Genomic DNA, 20,041 nt, shown 5'->3' on the forward strand with positions numbered 1-20,041 from the left:
ACACCCCTATTTTCCCTTGTCAGAGCACCTTTTCGTCTCTTAAACACACCCCTCAGCCCAACATTGATGAAAACCCCGGGCTAAAGGTCTGATGAACGCAGGTGAGTCTGACGTACGCAAGCGCCCTTGTCCAATACCGCGACACGGCAGGTGCGAACGGCGCAGCAGGCGGCTACGCCCCGTAGCTTGGTTCGCGCTTCTTCACCCAGCCGATGGCGAGCGAGGTCAGCGGCACGAAGGCGAACTCCACGAGCGTCTTGTAGACGAAGCCCACAAGGACGTAGTTGACGAACGCCCCGGCGTCGGTAATCCCGATCACGGAGGCAGCGATGCTGCAGAAGATCAGGGTGTCCACGAATTCGCCCACGCCTGAGGATCCCATCAGCCGGGCCCACAGTGACTTCTCACCGGTGCGGGCCTTCATCTTCACGAGGATCCAGGAGTTGATCGTCTGGCCCGCGAAGAAGGCCAGCAGCGAGGCGAGCACGATCTGCGGAACCGGGCCCAGCGCGCCTTCCAGGGCAGCCTGTTTGGCAATCCCAAAGTCATCGCCGAAGCCCGGCAACGCGATGATGACCCAGTAGCAAAGGGACGCGAAGACCGAGAGCGCAAAGCTGGTGACGATAGCCTTGCGCGCCACCTTGAAGCCGTACACCTCACTGATGACGTCGCCCAGGATGTACGCCAGCGGGAAGAGGAAGAAGCCGCCGTCGGTGATGACCGGGCCTATCGCCACGCCTTTGGACGCCCCAATGTTGGAGAGGATCAGCACCACGGCCATGACGGCCAGCATCATGCCGAAGTACGGCGAACCGATTGAGGCGAACTTCGGCGGGGCCGCGGCCGGGAATGTCTTGGCGGAAGTCATGGGTGTTCCATTCGTAGTGGTTCGCCTGGTGCCCGGGCTCTCACGTGAGGTCCTGGGCAACCGGCTGTATTAGCACTGGATGGCTCCTGGCGGCCTGGCCGCCGGAACCGCCCTCCATTCTCTCACCTGCGGCGGCGGGGAAGACGGGTGCCGCTGGCGCCCGAACTATTCATCCCCGCACTGTCAACGGTTCGGGCCTGGTGGCAGGATGGGGCCATGGAGCATGAAAGTGCCTGACACCGCCATTTCCACGCGTGCCCTCGTCAAGCGGTACCGCGGCATCACCGCCGTCGACGCGCTGGACTTCGACGTCCGCCGGGGAGAGATCTACGGGTTCCTCGGCAGGAACGGTGCGGGCAAAACGACGACCATCCGCATGCTGCTCGGGCTCATCCGTCCCAGCGGCGGGGAGATCACCGTCCTGGGCCGGCGCATCCGGTCCGGGGAGGCGACCGTGTTTTCGCGCATCGGCTTCCTCGTCGAGACCGCCACCTCCTACCCCAACCTCACCGTGCGCGAGAACCTCGATATCCAGCGCCGCCTCACCGGTTCAGCACCGCGATCAGTCGCCGACTCGATCGGGCTGCTGCGCCTGGGTCCGTACGCGAACCGCCGCGCCGGCCAGCTTTCGCTTGGCAACAAGCAGCGCCTCGCGCTCGCCCGCGCACTGCTGCACTCCCCCGAGCTCCTCCTGCTTGACGAGCCCGCCAATGGGCTCGATCCGGCCGGGATTGTCGAGATCCGGGAGCTGCTCCGCTCGCTCGCCGACGAGCGCGGTGTCACCGTCTTCATGTCGAGCCATATCCTCGCCGAGGTCGCCCACCTGGCCGACCGCATCGGCATCGTGCATGACGGCCGCCTCATTGAGGAGTCGTCGCGCGACGAACTCGCCGCGAAAGCACGGGCCTTCGCGGCCGGCGCCTACACCCCGGAAGAGCGCGAGTTGGCGCTGCTCACGCTGGATCTGGAACGCTATTTCCTCGCGCGCACGGGCGAGGGCCCGAAGAGCGGCGATGCCTGATGTTCGGTCAGGTTCTCGCCACCGAGTTCATGAAGCTCCACCGTTCGAAGGCGCCGTGGGCCACCCTGGCGGTGCTCGCCATGATGCCGCTCGGCATCGCGCTTTTCATGTGGATCGTGCGCGAACCGGGGCGGGCGGCTCAGCTGGGGCTTTTGGGCACCAAAGCGAACCTCGCCGGACTTGAGGCGGCGTGGCCCGAATACTTCTACATGCTCACGCTGATCTTTGGCATCGGCGGGATGTTGCTGCTGGCGTTCATAGTCGCTTACCTGTTTGGCAGGGAGTACAGCGACGCCACGGCCAAGAACATGCTCGCGCTGCCGGTGGGCCGTCACTGGTTTGCCGTCGCCAAGCTGCTTGTCGCCGCGGCCTGGTGGATGACTCTCGTCGTTATCGTCATCGTCGAGGCCATGGCAATCGGGCTGGCTATGGAGCTGCCGGGGTTCTCCATGGGGCTGGCCGCGACCGGAATCGTGCATGTGCTGCTTGCCGCGGGGATCTCGTTCCTGCTCGCACCCGTCGTCGCCTGGATCGCCGTGTGGAGCCGGGGCGAGGTGGCCCCCATTGCGTTCTCGCTTGTGATGCTGGCCCTCGGCAACCTGTTCGGCAAGACCGGCTGGGCCGAGTGGTTCCCCTACTCGATCGTCCCGCTGCTGGTCGGCATGGTGGCCGACCCGGTCGATACGCTCCCGGCGGGCAGCTACGCGGTGCTCGCGGGCACCTTCGCTGTGGGTGTCGCCGCCACGATCCTGCAGTTGCGTTTCGCGGACAATGCCCAGTAGCCCCGGGCCGATCGGGCTCCGCTCAGCGTGAGGGTGCGCCGTGGTTCTTAGCAGCGCGGTGTTCCTAGCGGCGCGAGGCGTCGATGAGGTCCTTGTCGTCGTCCCTGGGGCCGTCGCCGGGCACAGCCGGGGCGGCAGCGGGCTCCCAGGCGTGGCCCTGTTCGTGGTCCAGGTGCGTGGACTTCTTGTTCTTCAGCGCGAAGATGTAGACCAGCAGGGAGATGCCGATCGCCACGGTGACGTACGTGAAGAACAGTTCCACCTGGTCGGACTTCTGCAGCGCCGCGCCGATCAGCGGAACGGTGCCGCCAAAGAGCGAGTTGGCGGTCGCGTAACCCAGGCCGACCCCCAGGGCACGGATCGAGGCCGGGAACAGTTCGGCCTTCACCAGGGCGTTGATGGAGGTGTAGCCGCCGACGATCAGCAGGCCGCCCATCATCAGCAGGAATGCAGTGAAGGGATCCTTGGTGCCGGCCAGGGTGGAGAGCAGCGGCCAGGTGAAAAGGACGCCCGTGATGCCGAACCAGAGCAGCAGCGGCTTGCGGCCGACCTTGTCCGAGATGATCCCGTAGACCGGCTGCATCAGCATGAAGATGAAGAGCGCCCAGAAGTTGATCACCGAGGTGTCGGTCTTGGGGATGCCGGAGGTATCGTTCATGAACTTCAGGAGGAAGTTGGTGTACGTGTAGAAAGCAACGGTGCCGCCGAGGGTGACGCCGATGCAGATGAGCAGCGGCTTCCAGTACTGGGTGAACAGCAGCTTCATGGTGCCCGGCTGGGCAACGCCTGCCGCGGCGGGAGCCTTTGCGGCCTCGACCTGTTCGGCCGAGACGGTCTCTTCCATGGAGCGCCGCAGCCACAGGACCACGAGCGCGGCGGCGCCGCCGATCGCGAACGGGATGCGCCAGCCCCACTCGGTCAGCTCTCCCTTGGGCATGGCGTTCTGCAGGATGACCAGGACCAGCAAGGCCAGCATCTGGCCACCGATCAGCGTGACGTACTGGAAGCTCGAGAAGAAGCCGCGGCGCTTGGAGGTGGCCGCCTCGGACATGTAGGTGGCGCTGGTGCCGTATTCGCCGCCTACGGAGAAGCCCTGGATCAGCCGCACGAGGACCAGCAGGATCATGGCCCAGATACCGATCTGCTGCTGCGTGGGCAGGATGGCGATCGCGAAGGAACCCGCGGACATCATTGTCACGCTGAGCGTCAGCGCTGCCTTGCGTCCCTTGCGGTCGGCGTAGCGGCCGAAGAACCAGGCGCCCACCGGCCGCATCAGGAACGACGTCGAAAAGACGGCCATCGCCTCAAGGCCGGCCTGAAGATCGTCAGTGGCGTTGAAGAAGTGCGACTGGAAATAGGCCGCAAAAGCGGTATAGACGTAGACGTCGTACCACTCCACGAGGTTGCCGGCAGATCCTTTGAGGATGTTGCTTACGGCTTTTCTCGTCTGTGCCGATTCGGACAGTTGGGTGCTCATCAATGAACCTTCCTGGATCCGGCGCCGCAAGAAAGCAACACCGTCCGCCACCGTAGTCCTGGTGATCCGGAACACGCGGGTTTTGTTCATATTGGTCATACGCACAATGCGGGCGGTTTCCGGCGGGTGGCAGGATGGGACCATGACTTCCACCGCCTTTGACCCCGCCGCCCTGGCGGCTTCCGACGCCGCCACTCCCGCCCTCGCCCTGACCATCGCCGGATCCGAAGCGACCGGCGGCGCCGGTGCACAGGCTGACCTGAAGACCTTCCAGGAACTGGGCGTCTTCGGCATCGCCAACCTGACGTGCATCGTGTCCTTCGACCCGCAGGACAACTGGAACCACCGCTTCGTCCCGATCGACCAGCAGGTCATCGCCGACCAGCTTGAGGCGACGACGGCGGCCTACGGCGCCGCGTCCGGCGCACCGTCCGTGCTGGACACCGTGAAGATCGGGATGCTGGGCAGCCCGGCCACGATTTCGACGGTCGCCACGGCTCTGGCGGCCGCGGCTTTCACCAACGTGGTGCTGGATCCGGTGCTGATCTGCAAGGGCCAGGAATCGGGACACGCCTTGGACACGGATCAGGCCCTCAAGGCGCAGATCCTGCCGCTGGCCACGTTTGTCACGCCGAACCATTTCGAGGCCGAGTCCCTCTCCGGCCTGGAAATCACCGACCTCGCCTCGCTCAAAGCCGCGGCCGTCCGCATCCACGAACTCAGCGGTGCCGCGGTGCTCGCAAAGGGCGGAGTGCGACTGGCCGGCCCCGCCGCCGTCGACGTCTACTACGACGGCGAGACCCTGGAAGTCCTGTCCGCCCCGAAGGTGGGCGAAGTGGCTGTTTCCGGTGCCGGCTGCTCGCTGGCCGCCGCCATCACGGCCGAACTGGCCAAGGGCGCAACGCCACTGGAGGCCGCACGCACCGCCAAGTCGTTTGTGACCGCGGGAATCCGGAACCGCGTGGCCTCGGGAGCGCCCTTCGATGCGCTCTGGCAGGGCGGTCCGCGCTAACCCGCCTTTCACCCGGTCCGCCGAGATCGCCGGAAGCCGCCGAGATCGCCGGAAAGTTTCCGGCGAACCCGGGCGTTTCCGGCGACGTCGAAGCTCCTCAGCGCCGCGGGATGTTGCGGAGGTTGCTGCGCGCCATACTGACGGCCTCGCCGGCTCCCCGGTTGAGGACCACCTTGGACATCGCCGTGGCGAACCCCAGGACCTGGGCGCCCTTGATCTTCGGCGGGAGGGAGAGTGCCTTGGGGTCGGTGATCAGTTCCACCAGGGACGGTCCCGGGTGGGCAAACGCCTCCCGGTACGCGGCCTCGATGCGGGACGGGTCGGTGACGCGGACAGCGTGGAATCCCAAGGCCCGGGCCACCGCGGCATAGTTGGCGTCGGGCACGTCGACGCCGAAGTCTGGGAGCCCGTCCACCAGCATTTCCAGCTTGACCATGCCCAGGGTGGAGTTGTTGAACACCACCACGTTGACCGGGAGCCGGTGCGCGGCCACGGTGATCAGCTCCCCCAGCAGCATGGACAGGCCGCCGTCGCCCGAGACGGACACCACCTGGCGCCCGGGGAAGGCCAACTGGGCGCCGATCGCATGCGGAAGCGCGTTCGCCATCGAGCCGTGCAGATAGGAGCCGATCAGGCGGCGGGTGCCGAGCGGGTTGATGTACCGGGCGGTCCAGACGTTGCACATGCCCGTATCGGCGGTGAAGATCGCATCCTTCGCCGCAACCTGGTCCAGCACCGATGCCGCGTACTCGGGGTGGATCGGCTCCTTGGTTTCCACTTTCCGCGTGTAGGCGCCGACCGCTTTGTTCATCAGCCGGTCATGCTTCTTGAGCATCGCATCGAGGAAGCGGCGGCTCTTCTTCGGCTGAATCAGGGGCATCAGCGCGGCCAGGGTCGGCAGCACGTCGCCATGGACCGCGACGTCGACGTCGGTCCGCCGGCCCAGTTTCTGGGCGGCCCGGTCCACCTGCGCCGTGCGCGTTCCGGGAAGGAACTGGTCGTAGGGGAAATCGGTGCCGAGCAGGATCAGCAGATCCGCGTCCTCGATCCCCTCGGCGGCGGCGCCGTAGCCCAGCAGCCCGGTCATGCCGATGTCGTACGGGTTGTCGTACTGCATGAAGTCCTTGCCGCGGAGCGAGTGCCCGATCGGCGCCTTGACGGCTTCCGCCAGGGCAATCACCTCGTCGTGGGCGCCCTGGACACCGGCGCCGGCGAAGATCGCCACTTTGTCCGCTGCGTTGATCGCCTCGGCCAGGGCCCGGACACTTTCCGCCGCCGGCGTGAGGGTGGCGGGTAGGAACGTTGCCGGCAAGGGAGCCTCCGCGGTTGCTTCCAGCCCGGCAATGTCACCGGGAAGGGTGACGACGGCGACGCCCCGGAGGGCGACGGCGTGCTGGATGGCGCTGTGCATGACCCGGGGCGCCTGTTCGGCTGTGCTGATCAGCTCGGAATATACCGAGCACTCGTTGAACAGCCGGTCCGGGTGGGTTTCCTGGAAGAAGCTGCTGCCAATCTGTTTGCTCGGGATGTGCGAGGCGATGGCCAGCACCGGGGCTCCGGAGCGGTTGGCGTCATAGAGTCCGTTGATCAGGTGCAGGTTTCCTGGCCCGCAGGAGCCTGCGCAGACCGCCAGGCGGCCGGTCAGCTGGGCCTCTGCGGCCGCCGCGAACGCGGCGGCCTCTTCATGCCGGACGTGGATCCAATCTATGCCGCCCTTTGCGGCGCCGCCCGACTTCCGGACGGCGTCGACAATCGGGTTGAGGCTGTCGCCGACAATCCCGTAGATGCGCTGCACGCCGGCAGCCTGGAGTTGTTCAACGAGCTGGGTGGCGAGTTCCTTGGCCATGAGTGCACACTCCCGCGATCAGGTTGATGGGCTGACAGGGCCAATATAGTCCGGATACCTTGGAGCGCTTCCCTTGGGGCCGGCCCTCCCGGTCCGCCGGCCCGCGCAGTCCGCCCGGCCGGACTGGCCGGCCTCACCGGCTGTGCGCGCCCGGATCAGCTCCCCGAGTGCGCCTGCAGGAAGCTGTAGACCTCGGTCTCGTCCACGCCGGGGAAGGCGCCCGGCGGCATCGCGGCGAGCAGGTGCGAGTGCGCCCGCGCCGAGGGCCAGGCGTTGCCGGCCCACTCCGAGGTCAAGGCCGCCGGCGGGCGCCGGCAGCAGCTTTCATCCGGGCACGTCGACTTGGACCGCTCCGTGGTGTCGCGGCCGCGGAACCATTTCACCTGCGCATAGGGAACCCCCACGGAAAGCGAGAACTCGCCGTTCGCGGAGCGCTCGGTCCGCGCCGTGCACCAGAAGGTCCCGGCCGGGGTATCCGTGTACTGGTTGTACGCACTGAACTTGTCGGGCACGTCGAACACCACCCGGGAGGTCCAGTTCTTGCAGGACGGCTGGCCCTCGATGGCGCCGGTGTGGTCCTGCGGGAACGTCACGCCGTCGTTCTCGTAGGCCTTGTAGATGATGCCGCTCTTGTGGGTCTTCTGGAAGTGGGTCCGCAGGTCCAGGTGCTGGGTGGCGAGGTTGGTGAAGCGGTGCGCGGCGGTCTCATACGACACCGCGAAGGCGTCCCGGATGTCCTCCACGGCGATCTCCCTGGCCTGTTTGGCCTTCTGCAGGAACTCCACGGTGACCTGTTCCGGCAGCAGGAGCGCGGCGGCAAAGTAGTTCGTGGCCACCCGCTGCATCAGGAAATCACCGTAGTTGGTGGGGGTCTGGTGGCCCAGCACGTAGTGGCCCAGCGCCTGCAGCAGCACTGAACGCGGGTCGTGGTCACTGCGCGCGTTCTGGGTGAGGTAAATCCGGCGGTTCTTAAGGTCGGTCACCGAGCGGGTGGAATGCGGCAGGTCGCCCACGTGGTGGAGGCTGAACCCGAGGTGCCCGGCGATGTCCGCGATCACGTGATGGGACAGCGGGCCGCTGGTGTGCCCCACCGAGGCGAGGACCTTCTGCGCCTCGGCCTCGTACTCCGGAAAGTAGTTGTTGCGTTCGCGCATCATGGCGCGCAGCTCCCCGTTCGCGCGGCGGGCCTCTTCCGGCGTCGCGACCTGCTCGTTGAGCCGGCGTTCCAGCTCGTGCTGCAGACCCACCATGGACTCCAGCACGTCCATCGGGAGCCGCGAACTGATGCGGATCTTGGGCAGTTTCAAGGACTCGTAGATTGGGCTGCGCTGATAGCGTTCCAGCTCGATCTCCAGGGCGGCGCGGCGGTTGGGCGGTTCCGCACCGAGCAGCTCGTCGATACTGACGCCGAGGGCCGCGGCGAGCTGCTGGAGCAGGCCGAGTTTGGGTTCGCGCTTGCCGTTCTCGATCAGGCTCAGCTGGCTGGGGGCCGTTCCCACCGTGGCGCTCAGGTCATCGAGCGTGAGTCCGGCGGCCTTGCGGAGGTGGCGGACACGGCGGCCCATGCTGATGACGTCCACCTCCGGGACGGCGGGCGAGGCGACGGAGGCGGGGCGATTCCAACTGGCGGGGTGCATTTCTTGAGAATACGCGAAGAAGTGCATTTCTTTCCACTCAATTGGTCTAGAAAGCTCCTTGAAAGTACAGAAAAGTAGGTCTTACGGAAAAGTTACACCGCACCGGATCCGCCAGTCGCACTGCGAGGAAGCAGTACAGCCGGCCCGGGGCCCCACTAAGGAGACAAAGATGACTGCAGCATTTGAGCCCACCCAGACGCCCGAAGAGCAGGCCGCCGCACTGGAGCTCGAGTGGGCTGCCAACCCGCGCTGGGAAGGTGTCACTCGGGACTACAAGGCCTCCGACGTCGTCCGCCTCCGCGGCCGCGTCTCCGAGGAGCACACCCTGGCCCGCCGCGGCTCGGAGAAGCTGTGGAAGCAGCTCACCGGGGAGCACAAGGAAGGCAAGTACACCAACGCCCTGGGCGCCCTGACCGGCAACCAGGCCGTGCAGCAGGTCAAGGCCGGCCTCCGCGCCATCTACCTCTCCGGCTGGCAGGTCGCCGCGGACGCCAACAACTCCGGCCACACCTACCCGGACCAGTCCCTCTACCCGGCCAACTCGGTCCCCACCGTGGTCCGCCGCATCAACAACGCCCTGCTCCGCGCCGACCAGATCGAGTTCTCCGAAGGCATCCAGACCGTCGAGGACTGGATGGTCCCGATCGTCGCCGACGCCGAGGCCGGCTTCGGTGGCCCGCTGAACGCCTACGAGCTGATGAAGTCCATGATCCAGGCCGGCGCCTCGGGCGTGCACTGGGAAGACCAGCTCGCCTCGGAGAAGAAATGCGGCCACCTCGGCGGCAAGGTCCTGATCCCCAGCCAGCAGCACGTCCGCACCCTGAACGCCGCCCGTCTGGCCGCCGACGTCGCAGGCACCCCGTCCGTCATCATCGCCCGCACCGATGCCGAGGCAGCCACCCTGATCACCTCCGACGTCGACGACCGCGACAAGGAATTCGTCACCGGCGAGCGCACCGCTGAGGGCTTCTACAAGGTCCGCAACGGGATCGAACCCTGCATCGCACGGGCCAAGGCCTACGCCCCCTACTCCGACCTCATCTGGATGGAAACGGGTACCCCGGACCTGGAGCTGGCCCGCAAGTTCGCCGAATCCGTCAAGGCCGACTTCCCGGACCAGATGCTCTCCTACAACTGCTCCCCGTCGTTCAACTGGAAGAAGCACCTCGACGACGCCACGATCGCCAAGTTCCAGCGCGAACTCGGCGCCATGGGCTTCACCTTCCAGTTCATCACCCTGGCCGGCTTCCACGCCCTGAACTACTCGATGTTCGATCTCGCCCACGGCTACGCCCGTGAAGGCATGAGCGCCTACGTCGAGCTGCAGGAGAAGGAATTCGCCTCCGAATCCCGCGGCTACACCGCGACCAAGCACCAGCGCGAAGTCGGCACCGGCTACTTCGACGACATCGCAACCGCGCTCAACCCGAACGCATCCACCCTGGCTCTGGTGGGATCCACCGAAGAAGGCCAGTTCCACTAATCCCCAGCTTTTCCCGCCCGTTGCCCTATCACTTTTGGTCCCCATCGGCCTTCTTTGGAGACCAAAAGTGATAGGGCAACGGCGGACATTCAAGGAGCAACTCCCATGAACAGCTTCACAGACAACTTCACCATCAACGGGGTTACGTTGACCGCACAGCCGATTTGCCGGCAGAGCGAGGTCCTGACTCCTGACGCCTTGGCATTTGTCGCCAAGCTGCACAAGGCGACCAAGGGACGGCGGATGGAGCTGTTGCAGGCCCGCCGGGACCGCCGCCAGCAGATCGGCAAGGGCCAGGACCCGCGGTTCCTCCGCGAGACCGAGTCGGTCCGGAACGACACCGAATGGCGCGTTGCTCCCCCGGCTCCGGGCCTGGAGGACCGCCGGGTCGAGATCACCGGCCCGGTGGACAAGAAGATGACCATCAATGCGCTGAACTCCGGCGCCAAGGTGTGGCTGGCGGACATGGAGGACTCCTCCACCCCGTCGTGGCGCAACGTCATCCAGGGCCAGCTCAACCTCACCGACGCGCTGGAGCGCCGGATCGACTTCACCTCTCCCGAGGGCAAGGAGTACAAGCTCCGCCCCGCCGGCGAGCTGCCCACGATCGTGGTCCGGCCCCGCGGCTGGCACCTGCCGGAAAAGCACATGCTCATTGACGGCACCCCGATTGCCGGCGGCATCGTGGACTTCGGCCTGTACTTCTTCCACAACGCGCGCCGCCTGATCGCCCAGGGCAAGGGCCCGTACTTCTACCTGCCGAAGATCGAGAACCACCTCGAAGCCCGCCTGTGGAACGACATCTTCATCCTCGCCCAGGACCTCCTCGGCATCCCGCAGGGCACCATCCGCGCCACTGTGCTGATCGAAACCATCACGGCCGCCTTCGAAATGGAGGAGATCCTCTACGAACTGCGCGACCACGCCGCGGGCCTGAACGCCGGCCGCTGGGACTACATCTTCTCGCTGATCAAGAACTTCCGCACCCGCGGCCCGCGCTTCGTCCTGCCGGACCGCAGCCAGGTCACCATGACCCAGCCGTTCATGCGCGCCTACACCGAACAGCTGGTCCGGGCCTGCCACAAGCGCGGCGCCATGGCAATCGGCGGGATGGCCGCAGCCGTCCCCAACCGCAAGGACGCGGCAGCCAACGCGATCGCCATCGAGAAGGTCCGCGCGGACAAGACCCGCGAGGCCGGCGACGGCTTCGACGGTTCCTGGGTGGCCCACCCGGACCTGGTTCCGGTCTGCCGCGAGGTGTTCGACGGCGTCCTCGGCGACCGCCCTAACCAGCTGGACCGGCTGCGCGAGGATGTCATCCCGGACGACCGCGCACTGCTCGACATCGCCTCCACCACCGGCACCATCACCGAGCAGGGCATCCGGAACAACATCGAGGTCGGCATCCGCTACATCGAGTCCTGGCTCCGCGGCAATGGCGCCGTCGCCATCCACAACCTGATGGAGGACGCCGCCACCGCGGAGATCTCCCGCTCGCAGCTGTGGCAGTGGATCTTCTCCCGCGCCATCACGGACCACGGCGACGTCATCACCCGCGAATGGGTCGAGGACATGCTGGACGAGGAGTTCGCCCGGCTGGAACGCTTCGAGGGCGACCGCTTCGCCGATGCGCGGGACATTTTCGAGGAAGTCACGCTCACCCCGTCGTTCCCTGCCTTCCTGACGCTTCCGGCGTACGACCGGTTCCTGCATGAAGCGCGCGACGGCGGCGACATCCCCAGCGACGACCCCACCCTCGTCCCCGCCTAAGGTCGGTACGGGAGCACCAAGGAAGGTATAGATTTCCGTCTGCTGGGCTGCCATGCCCTTCGCAACAGGCACCCCCGAGATCCGGGGCGGTGGCCCAGCGACGGAAGACCCCCTCAGTAAACTCGACAACGGCGTCGAGGTGACAGTTAAGGCCCATGTTCCTCGTGAACATGGGCCTTAACTGTCACCTCGGCGCGCTGGCGTGGCAAAGGCGGCGGGGCTCAGTGCAGCTTGAGGGGCAGCGGCGGGGCTCAGTGCGGCTTGGGGACGTGCCGGAGGGAAAGCGCGGTCCCGAGGATGAACATCGACACGGAGCCGAGCACCATCAACAGCGGCCCGGTCCACGATCCCGAGACGCCGTTCACGTAACCCAGCAGGGTGGGGGCCGCTGCACCGAAGGCGTAGCCCGCGCCCTGCACGACGGCGGACATCCTGCCGGCCGAGGCCTGGTCCCGGGCCAGCCGGATGATGGCGATGAAGATCAGCGTGATGCCGCCGCCCTGGGCGACGCCGCCAAGCGAAGACCACAGCCACCACAGCTCCGGCGCCAGCAGGAGGCCCACCGGAACCGTCAACCACAGCACCCCCAGAGTGAGTCCGACCGTCGTCGTACTGGCAAGACGGGCCGCGAGCGGAACGCCCAGCCCACCCACGATGGCGAAAATCTGGAACAGCGAGGACCCGGCGCCCGCCTGCGCGGCCGTCATGCCGAGTTCGTCCGCGAGGATGCTAGGTAGCCAGGCAGTCACGCCGTAGTAGGAAAATGCCTGCCCGGCGAAGCCTGCGGTCAGCCCGACTGTGATCCAGCGCGACGCGGGCTTGATCCCGGCGCGTGCGGGAGCCGGGGCGGGAACCGGTTCGGGCCGGAACGCCTGCCGGCCAAAGGCGAGCACCCAGGCCACGAACGCGGCGACGGCGAAGAGCCCGCTGGCGGCCAGGGCCAGCCGCCACCCCAGCAGCTCGGCCAGCGGCGCCATCACCATGGCGGTGATAAAGGAGCCGATGTTCAGGGCAGCGGTGTAGATGCCCATGGCCGTGGCCTGCCGGGCGGGAGCGAAGTCGCGCCGGATAATCAGCGGGACGGCAATGTTGCCGATCGTGATGGCGATGCCCAGAATCACCGTGCCGAGCATGACCATGGCACCGTTGCCCGCCGAACGCACCATCACGCCCAGCAGGACACCCACGAGGGTGAGGGTGATGGCGACTTCCGCGCCGAGCTTGCGCCCGGCGAACGAAGCGAGGGGCGCGGCAAGGGCGAAGCACAACACCGGGATGCCGGTCAGCAGGCCGAGTTCCACGGGGGAAAAGCCGAGTTCCGCCTGCATCAGGCCGACCACAGGCGCCACGGCCACGAACGGACCGCGCATGTTCAAGGCGATGAGCCCAATGGCGGCCATCAGGATCCAGCTGCGCGGGACCTTCGCCAAGACGTTCTCGCTCATGGGTGCCGCGGCTCAGCCGGCGGGCAGAAATATGCTTTCATCAGTCCCATTGCTATCACGTGCCCGGACCGGACCCGGCGAATGTGACACCTACGCAGATGGCAGCCGTCAGCCCGCGGCCTGCAGGGTTGCCTCGATCACCGCGGGCGAGAGCACGTACTGCGTGACCATCTGGCTGGCGCCCAGGATGGCGGCCTGGTCCCCCGCCATGGACAGGCCGATCCGCAGGTGGGTGGTGGCCAGCGGCAGCGAGCGCCGGTAGACCACCTCCCTGACCCCAGCCATGAGGTGTTCGCCGGCCTGCCCCAGGCTTCCGCCGATCACGATGACGGAGGGATTGAGCAGGTTCACGACGGTGGCCAGGACGTCGCCCAGGTCCCGGCCGGCCTGGCGCAGGGCCTGGATCGCCTGCAGGTTTCCCTCGGCCACGAGCCGCAGCACGTCGCCACCGTTGTCTGCCTGCAGGCCCTGAAGAGTGAGGGCATGCGCGACGGCGGGGCCGGAGGCGAGCGCCTCCAGGCAGCCGTAGTTGCCGCAGCGGCAAAGCACGTTGTCGCCACGCGGCACCCGGACGTGGCCGAGGTCGCCCGCGGTGCCGTTGGCGCCCCGCTGGAGCTGTCCGCTGCTGATGATCCCGGCGCCGATGCCGGTGGCGACCTTGATGAAGAGGAAGTTGTCGTGTTCCGGCCAGTAGGCACTCTGCTCGCCCAGGGCCATGATGTTGACGTCGTTGTCCACCAGCACGGGGACCGGCAGCGAGCGCTGGACGTGCCGGACGACGTCGAAGCCGTCCCACCCGGGCATGATCGGAGGCTTCACCGGCATGCCGGTGGCGTGTTCCACGGGGCCGGGCAGGCCGATGCCGATGCCGGCGAGGACGTCCTTGCCGCGGCCGGCCTGGCTGAGCAGCTGGTTCCCTTCCGCCACCACCCGGTCCAGCACCGTCACCGGGCCATCGGCGACGTCCTGGGTCAGCCGCCGCTCCGCCAGCACGGTTCCGTTCAGGTCCGTGACGGCGATGATCAGGTGAGTGGCGCCCACGTCGACCGCCAGCACAACGCGGGCGGCGGGGTTGAAGGCAAAGCGCGACGGCGGTCTGCCGCCGCTGGAGCTGGCCTCGCCCGCCGGTCCGACCAGACCGGAGTGCATCAGCGCATCGATGCGGGAGGCGACGGTGGAACGGGCCAGGCCGGTGGTGAGGGCCAGCTCGGCGCGGGTGCGGGCCTTGCCGTCGCGCAGCAGCTGGAACAGGTCTCCGGCACGGGACAGGCTGCCGGCGGCGTCGGGGGCTGCGGATTCGATGCCGGTGGTCGTACTCATGAGTTAGTGATAGCACGAAGTTCTTATGCATGTCACGCTTCAGAAAGTTTGTAACATAGTTTGCAACTTTTGCTTGACGATCGACAAAAGTAGTTCTAGCTTGGGGTGTGAGGCAGATCACTGGACGCTGTGGCCTCACGAGGATGCAGCAGTTCAGCGAATACAAAGGGGTATCGAAGTTGTCTAGCCAACCGCAAGCAGCACCGTCGCCCCTGGGCGTCGGGATCCTGGGGTCCGGTCCCGTGACGCAGGCAATCCACTTGCCCTCCCTGGCACGGCTCCGGGACATCCTTGAAGTCCGCCACGTGATGGACGTGGACCCCAACGTCGCGGAATCCGTGGCGGCCCGGGTGGGGGCACGCTTCAGCACCACGGTGGAGGAACTGCTGGCCGACCCCGCCGTCGACATCGTCGCCATCTGCAGCCCGCACCAGTTCCACGCCGCGCAGGTGATTGCAGCCTGCCGGGCCGGCAAAAAAGCGGTCCTGTGTGAGAAACCCTTCGCGATGAACGGGGAAGAAGCCGCAGCCATCTCCGCGGTATCCGCCGAAACCGGGGTGCCCATCATTGTCGGCGCCATGCACACCTTCGACCCGGGCTGGCTGGCCGCCGAGTCCCCCTGGGCGGACCTGTCCGGCCAGGTCCACACGGTACGGTCATCGATAGTCCTGCCGCCCAACCCGCGGTTCGAGGATTTCGCCACCGAAATCGTGGGACGCGTTCCCGCCCCGTCCCGCGGCCCCATGGACGACGCGGCCCTCCGGGCCATGATCACCGGCGGCGTGATGGGCCTGGCGATCCACGATCTGCCCCTCGTCCGCAGGTTCGCGCCGGACTTCGCATCCGTTGAAGTCCTGCACGCAGAGACCGTGAACCCCTTCGGCTACCTGATTTCCCTCCGCGCCGGGGCAGTGGCCATTGAACTCCGGGCCGCTATGAACAGCACCTGGGAGCCGGCCTGGACCTTCGAAGCGATCGGCGACAACGCCAGCCTCAGCATCGACTTCACCCCGTCCTATGTACACGCCGGATCCGCCACCGCGCGGATCCGGCGGGCAGGCACGACGACGGTCCTCGGCCCGTTCGGCCACAACGGCTATGAGGGCGAATGGCGCCGGCTCGCCGACATCGCCCGCGGCACCGCGCCCGCGCCCGGCGCGGACACCCTGCTCCACGATCTGGAGTTTGCCCTCGCCATTGCCGGCGCCGCCGCCGACCGCGCCGCCAACCCGGCACCCGCACCCGCACCCGCACCCGCACCCGCACCCGCACCCGAGGAGTCCATGGCATGAGCACCTTGATCTCCGTCTATGCCACTCCCGAAGCCGAGACCGCCGGCGCTGTCGCCGCCGTCATTGCGTCCCTTCCCGCTTCCTTTACCCCGGCCACTGACCCGGCAACAGCCGCCCCGGAGGTCACCGCCGTCGCCGGCCACGAAGGCTGGACCGGCCGGGCCGCCGAGGCGATCCGCGCCGGTTCCCGCGGCGTCGTGGTCTCAGACCCGGCCGCCGAGGACCCCACGGCCCTGGCGCAAACGGCGGCCGCGAGCGGCGCCGTCGTCGTTCTGGATCAGCGCTGGGCGGGGAACCCGGCGATCGCCGCCTCCCACGACGCCGCGCGCGCGGTGATCGCGGCCGCTGTGGCGGACTGCGTCCTGCTGGACTCCGTTGCCTACGGCGCGCCGGGCGATGACCCCCTGGCGCTACTGGCCGAGCATCTGGCTGCGCTCCTGCAGACCGGCGTCGAACCTGACGGGCTCAGAGTGATCCAGCGCAGCGGCCACGGCTACACCTTGGTCGGGAAACTGGCCAATGGCGCTCCCGCAGCCCTGCAGGGGATCACCACCGCGTCCGTCCCGGCCACTGCGACCATCTCCTTCCTCACCTCCGCCGGCCGGGCTGACATCACCGTGCCCGATCCCGCCGCGGCGTGGCCAGCGGAGATCCGCTCGGTGACCGCGGAGGGGGCCACCACACTTCCCACGATCTACGAATCCGCCCACCGGCACAGCTGGCGGCGGATCCGCCAGCTGCTCCAGGCAGGCGAGTCGTCCACCGACCTGCAGCAGTTTGCCGCCCTCACGTCCCTCATCGCCCGACTCAACGACTAGCCAGCTCCACCCGCAGTACCAGCAGCAGATTCCGCATCAACTCAATGTCGAGATGGACCGGCAAGCAACAGCCGGATCCTGAAAGGAAATAATCGTGACCATTAAGTCCTCCGCAACATCCACCGCCTTCTCCCGACGGGGGTTCCTGGGCTTCGCCGCCGCCGCAGGCGCCGCTCCGCTGCTCGCTGCCTGCGGCGGCGGCTCCGCCTCCCAAAGCTCGGCGACCGGCGTGGTCAAGTTCTGGGACATGCCGTGGGCCACTCCCGCCTACAACGAGGCCGCCAAGAACATCGCGGAGGGCTACGCACCGGCCTCGGGGAACCTCAAGGCCAGCTACCAGACCATCCAGTGGAACAACTTCTACCAGACCTTCTCCTCGGCCATCGCGTCCAAGACCGGGCCCGCGGTTTCCACCGGCGGCGGGTTCCAGGCCTTCCAGTTTGAGCAGCAGGGGCAGATCGCCTACGCCGACAAGGTCATTGACAAGCTGAAGGAGAACGGCCAGTTCGCCGATTTCCTGCCCGGCGTCCTGGAGCCTTTCAAGTCCGACAAGGGCTACGTGGCGGTGCCGTGGCAGCTGGACATGCGCGTGTTCTGGTACCGCAAGTCGCTCTTTGAGCAGGCTGGCGTCGGCCTTCCCACCGACTGGCCATCCCTCCTGGAAGCCGGCAAGGCACTGAAGAAGATCGGCGCCTTCGGCTTCACCACCGGCGCGGGCGCAGGCAATAACTACGGCAACCACTCCATGATCATGATGATGGTCAACAACGGCGGCGGCGTCTTCACCAAGGAAGGCGAGCTGGACCTGATGAACGACCGCAACGTCGAAGCCATTGAATTCATTCTGGAACTGGTCTCCAACGGAATCGTCGATCCCGCTGCGGTCAGCTACACCACCGACAACATGTCGGCGCAATGGAAGGACAAGAAAGCCGGGTTTGGCCTGTTCCAGGTAAACGTTCCTCAGCGCGTCGGCGACACTTCCGGAGACTTGCTGGTCGCGGATCCCATCACCGGCCCGCACGGCGACAAGGCCACCATCGTCTTCCCGAACAACATCATGATGTACAAGAACACTCCGTCGCAGGAAGCGTCCGAGGCCTTCCTGGTGTACTACCTGGGCCAGCTCAAGGAACTGTGGCGCCAGAAGCTGATGTCTGCCCTGCCGGTCTTCAAATCGATCACGGAAATCCCCGAGTTTGCCGATGATCCCAACAACGTCAAGATCGTCAAGGACTGGCAGCCCATCGCCAAGACCTTCGCGTCCCAGGGCAACACCCTCAACGCCAACCTCGCGGCCCTTGACGGCGGCCAGGCCCTGAACCAGTTCACCCAGACCATCCTGACCGGCCAGTCTGACGCCAAGTCCGCCCTGCAGACCTTCGAGTCCAGCCTCAAATCCGTCATTAAGAAGTAAGCGGTCCTTCCCATGGCACTGACTACAGCTGAACCCGGCCTCAGCCGGGCCCGCCGGGGCGTCGCCCCCGGCGGGCCCGGAGGCACCGCAAACCGCAAGAGCAAGCTCAGCGCGCAGACCAGCCGGACATTCTTCTGGCTCCTGCTGCCCTCAGTCATCCTGCTCGTCCTCATTCACGGCTACCCCCTCATCCACGCCGGTGTGCAGGCCACACACGACGGTTCCCTGATCGAGACCGGCAACTTCGTAGGCGGGGAGAACTTCGCCACCGTCCTGTCCTCACCGGCGTTCTGGAAAGCGGCACAGTTCACCCTGCTCTTCACCATCGTCGGCGTGTTCGGGTCGTGGCTTGTCGGCCTGGGCCTGGCCCTGCTGCTCCGGACGAAGATCCCCGCGGGCGGAACCTTCAAGGTCCTGCTGCTCCTGCCCTGGGTCGTACCCATCGTGGTCTCCTCCACAGCGTGGAACTGGCTGGTCGCCACCCCGGACAGCCTGGTCCCGTCCCTGTTCCGGAACCTCGGCCTGGGAACGCCGCTGTTCCTCGCCGATCCCCACCTCGCGGCCATCACCGTGATGGTGTTCAAAGTCTGGGTCAGCTTCCCGTTCATGATGATGATGATCTCCGCCGCGCTGGCCTCGGTGGACACCACGGTCTACGAGGCGGCAAGCATGGACGGCGCCACCCCCTGGCAGCAGTTCAGCCAGATCACCCTCCCGCTGATCGCCCGCTCCACGTACATCAGCTGGATCCTCATGACCATCTTCTGTGTCAACGACTTCCCCACCATCTACCTGCTCACCGGCGGCGGCCCGGTCAGCGCCACCACGTCCCTGGTAGTCCTGGCCTACCGCACCGTCTTCCAGGATTTCGCCACCGGCCCCGGCGTGGCCATCGCTTTCCTCATGACCATGACCCTGGTGGTCATCTCCGTCCTCCTGTACCGCCAGATCCGAAAGTCGAGCGTCGAATAATGAGCGCAGCAGTCCACGCCCATCCCGAGTCCGGCCCCGTCCTCGGCGTCGCCGGCCCAGCCAAGAACCGCCGCGTCCTGTCCGAAGCCGGCCACCGCGGCCAGTGGTGGAGGTTCGCTGGGATCCTGGCCATCACGGCGCTGGTTCTCGTCCCCATCATGGTCACCGTGGCACTGGCCTTCACCCCGGGCCCCACGAGCACCGCCACGGGCCCGACCTTCGAGAACCTCGCCAAGGTGTTCTCCGGCACCCTCGCTGCCACCTGGCTGCAGAACAGCCTCATCACCACCCTCGCCACTGTCACGGTCTCCGTGGCCGTCGCCGCCCCCGCGGGGTACGTCCTCTCCCGCGGCCGCAGCAAGGCAGTCTCCGGCTACTCCCTGCTGCTGTTCGTCATGCAGTCCTTGCCCATCATCACCTCGGTGGTCCCGCTGTTCATCCTCTTCGCCGGCATGGGGCTGGTGGACAACCTGCTGGGCATTACCATCATCTACGTGGGCTCCACAATGACCGTGGCCACCTGGATGATGGCTGCCTACTTCGACTCCATCCCCATCAGCCTCGAAGAGGCCTCCTGGATCGACGGCTGCTCCGTGTTCGGATCCTTCACTAAAGTGGTCCTCCGCAACAGCCTCCCCGGCATCCTCTCCACCGCGATCTTCGCCTTCCTGCTGGCCTGGAACGACTACCTCGTGGCCATCGTCTTCCTCCGTTCCAACGAGGTCTTCACCCTCCCCATGGGCGTCCAGTCCTTCTTCCAGCAGAACCAAACCGATTGGACCTCGGTGATGGCCCTGGCCGTGATCATGATGCTCCCGCCGGTGATCGTCTTCGCCACCCTGAACAAGTACTTCAGCGTCGGCGGTATCGGCGGATCCCTC

General features: G+C 66.6%; 16 protein-coding genes. 10 read left to right on the plus strand and 6 right to left on the minus strand.

All coding sequences use genetic code 11. The features are described from left to right. Positions 1-172: 172 nt before the first annotated feature. Positions 173-868: a queuosine precursor transporter gene (locus BJQ90_RS07810; RefSeq protein WP_226759729.1), complete on the minus strand. Its 696-nt coding sequence runs from the start codon at positions 866-868 to the stop codon at positions 173-175. Between the two features lie 229 nt (positions 869-1,097). Between BJQ90_RS07810 and BJQ90_RS07815 the strand changes: the two genes are divergently transcribed. Together BJQ90_RS07815 and BJQ90_RS07820 are read left to right on the plus strand one after the other, a co-directional pair. Beyond that, positions 1,098-1,889, plus strand: a complete 792-nt coding sequence (locus tag BJQ90_RS07815) for an ABC transporter ATP-binding protein (protein WP_226759730.1) — start codon at positions 1,098-1,100, stop codon at positions 1,887-1,889. Beyond that, the gene (locus BJQ90_RS07820) at positions 1,889-2,671 is read left to right on the plus strand and encodes an ABC transporter permease (protein ID WP_226759731.1); all 783 of its coding nucleotides are present in this window, start codon (positions 1,889-1,891) and stop codon (positions 2,669-2,671) included. The genes BJQ90_RS07815 and BJQ90_RS07820 overlap by 1 nt, the downstream gene beginning before the upstream one ends. 64 nt (positions 2,672-2,735) lie before the next feature. Here the strand turns inward: BJQ90_RS07820 and BJQ90_RS07825 are convergent, their stop codons facing one another. Beyond that, a complete protein-coding gene (locus BJQ90_RS07825; protein WP_226759732.1) occupies positions 2,736-4,148 on the minus strand; it encodes an MFS transporter in 1,413 nt (470 codons plus the stop codon). A gap of 142 nt (positions 4,149-4,290) precedes the next feature. On the opposite strand from BJQ90_RS07825, the gene BJQ90_RS07830 reads away from it, so the two are divergent. Continuing rightward, positions 4,291-5,160, plus strand: a complete 870-nt coding sequence (locus BJQ90_RS07830) for a hydroxymethylpyrimidine/phosphomethylpyrimidine kinase (protein ID WP_226759733.1) — start codon at positions 4,291-4,293, stop codon at positions 5,158-5,160. Between the two features lie 97 nt (positions 5,161-5,257). Here the strand turns inward: BJQ90_RS07830 and BJQ90_RS07835 are convergent, their stop codons facing one another. Then, positions 5,258-7,006 (minus strand): pyruvate dehydrogenase, encoded by a 1,749-nt coding sequence (locus BJQ90_RS07835; RefSeq protein WP_226759734.1) that lies wholly within the window; start codon positions 7,004-7,006, stop codon positions 5,258-5,260. 155 nt (positions 7,007-7,161) lie between these two features. Further along, entirely contained in the window at positions 7,162-8,670 is a 1,509-nt protein-coding gene (locus BJQ90_RS07840) for a helix-turn-helix transcriptional regulator (RefSeq protein ID WP_226759735.1), read from the minus strand. Between the two features lie 142 nt (positions 8,671-8,812). Here BJQ90_RS07840 and aceA point away from each other — a divergent pair, with 142 nt between their 5' ends. Continuing rightward, complete coding sequence (aceA, locus tag BJQ90_RS07845; RefSeq protein WP_226759736.1) at positions 8,813-10,126, plus strand: isocitrate lyase; 1,314 nt, start codon at positions 8,813-8,815, stop codon at positions 10,124-10,126. Positions 10,127-10,231: 105 nt separating this feature from the next. After that, positions 10,232-11,896: a malate synthase A gene (gene aceB, locus BJQ90_RS07850; RefSeq protein WP_226759737.1), complete on the plus strand. Its 1,665-nt coding sequence runs from the start codon at positions 10,232-10,234 to the stop codon at positions 11,894-11,896. Positions 11,897-12,147: 251 nt separating this feature from the next. Here the strand turns inward: aceB and BJQ90_RS07855 are convergent, their stop codons facing one another. After that, the gene (locus BJQ90_RS07855; RefSeq protein WP_226759738.1) at positions 12,148-13,341 is read right to left on the minus strand and encodes a CynX/NimT family MFS transporter; all 1,194 of its coding nucleotides are present in this window, start codon (positions 13,339-13,341) and stop codon (positions 12,148-12,150) included. Between the two features lie 108 nt (positions 13,342-13,449). Beyond that, positions 13,450-14,661, minus strand: coding sequence for an ROK family transcriptional regulator (locus BJQ90_RS07860; RefSeq protein ID WP_226759739.1), 1,212 nt, complete (start codon positions 14,659-14,661; stop codon positions 13,450-13,452). Between the two features lie 179 nt (positions 14,662-14,840). On the opposite strand from BJQ90_RS07860, the gene BJQ90_RS07865 reads away from it, so the two are divergent. The 5 genes from BJQ90_RS07865 to BJQ90_RS07885 all read left to right on the plus strand — a co-directional run. Then, positions 14,841-15,953, plus strand: a complete 1,113-nt coding sequence (locus BJQ90_RS07865) for a Gfo/Idh/MocA family protein (RefSeq protein ID WP_226759740.1) — start codon at positions 14,841-14,843, stop codon at positions 15,951-15,953. After that, positions 15,950-16,771, plus strand: coding sequence for a hypothetical protein (locus tag BJQ90_RS07870; protein ID WP_226759741.1), 822 nt, complete (start codon positions 15,950-15,952; stop codon positions 16,769-16,771). The genes BJQ90_RS07865 and BJQ90_RS07870 overlap by 4 nt, the downstream gene beginning before the upstream one ends. A gap of 94 nt (positions 16,772-16,865) precedes the next feature. Next, positions 16,866-18,188 (plus strand): ABC transporter substrate-binding protein, encoded by a 1,323-nt coding sequence (locus BJQ90_RS07875; protein ID WP_226759742.1) that lies wholly within the window; start codon positions 16,866-16,868, stop codon positions 18,186-18,188. Positions 18,189-18,200: 12 nt separating this feature from the next. Then, positions 18,201-19,160, plus strand: a complete 960-nt coding sequence (locus tag BJQ90_RS07880; protein ID WP_226759743.1) for a carbohydrate ABC transporter permease — start codon at positions 18,201-18,203, stop codon at positions 19,158-19,160. After that, positions 19,160-20,041 (plus strand): carbohydrate ABC transporter permease (locus BJQ90_RS07885; RefSeq protein WP_226759744.1); only part of this gene is annotated, 882 nt, incomplete at its 3' end. The genes BJQ90_RS07880 and BJQ90_RS07885, both read left to right, overlap by 1 nt.

The sequence above is a fragment of the Arthrobacter sp. SO3 genome, from assembly GCF_020532825.1.
Taxonomy (GTDB): domain Bacteria; phylum Actinomycetota; class Actinomycetes; order Actinomycetales; family Micrococcaceae; genus Arthrobacter.

What these genes read in the sequence shown, in the direction of transcription:
- BJQ90_RS07870 (WP_226759741.1), top strand. Translation starts at nt 15,950, where the DNA reads ATGAGCACCTTGATCTCCGTCTATGCCACTCCCGAAGCCGAGACCGCC.
- BJQ90_RS07880 (WP_226759743.1), top strand. Translation starts at nt 18,201, where the DNA reads ATGGCACTGACTACAGCTGAACCCGGCCTCAGCCGGGCCCGCCGGGGC.
- BJQ90_RS07855 (WP_226759738.1), bottom strand. Translation starts at nt 13,341, where the DNA reads ATGAGCGAGAACGTCTTGGCGAAGGTCCCGCGCAGCTGGATCCTGATG.
- BJQ90_RS07835 (WP_226759734.1), bottom strand. Translation starts at nt 7,006, where the DNA reads ATGGCCAAGGAACTCGCCACCCAGCTCGTTGAACAACTCCAGGCTGCC.
- BJQ90_RS07820 (WP_226759731.1), top strand. Translation starts at nt 1,889, where the DNA reads ATGTTCGGTCAGGTTCTCGCCACCGAGTTCATGAAGCTCCACCGTTCG.
- BJQ90_RS07840 (WP_226759735.1), bottom strand. Translation starts at nt 8,670, where the DNA reads ATGCACTTCTTCGCGTATTCTCAAGAAATGCACCCCGCCAGTTGGAAT.
- BJQ90_RS07825 (WP_226759732.1), bottom strand. Translation starts at nt 4,148, where the DNA reads ATGAGCACCCAACTGTCCGAATCGGCACAGACGAGAAAAGCCGTAAGC.
- BJQ90_RS07810 (WP_226759729.1), bottom strand. Translation starts at nt 868, where the DNA reads ATGACTTCCGCCAAGACATTCCCGGCCGCGGCCCCGCCGAAGTTCGCC.
- BJQ90_RS07830 (WP_226759733.1), top strand. Translation starts at nt 4,291, where the DNA reads ATGACTTCCACCGCCTTTGACCCCGCCGCCCTGGCGGCTTCCGACGCC.
- aceA (WP_226759736.1), top strand. Translation starts at nt 8,813, where the DNA reads ATGACTGCAGCATTTGAGCCCACCCAGACGCCCGAAGAGCAGGCCGCC.
- aceB (WP_226759737.1), top strand. Translation starts at nt 10,232, where the DNA reads ATGAACAGCTTCACAGACAACTTCACCATCAACGGGGTTACGTTGACC.
- BJQ90_RS07860 (WP_226759739.1), bottom strand. Translation starts at nt 14,661, where the DNA reads ATGAGTACGACCACCGGCATCGAATCCGCAGCCCCCGACGCCGCCGGC.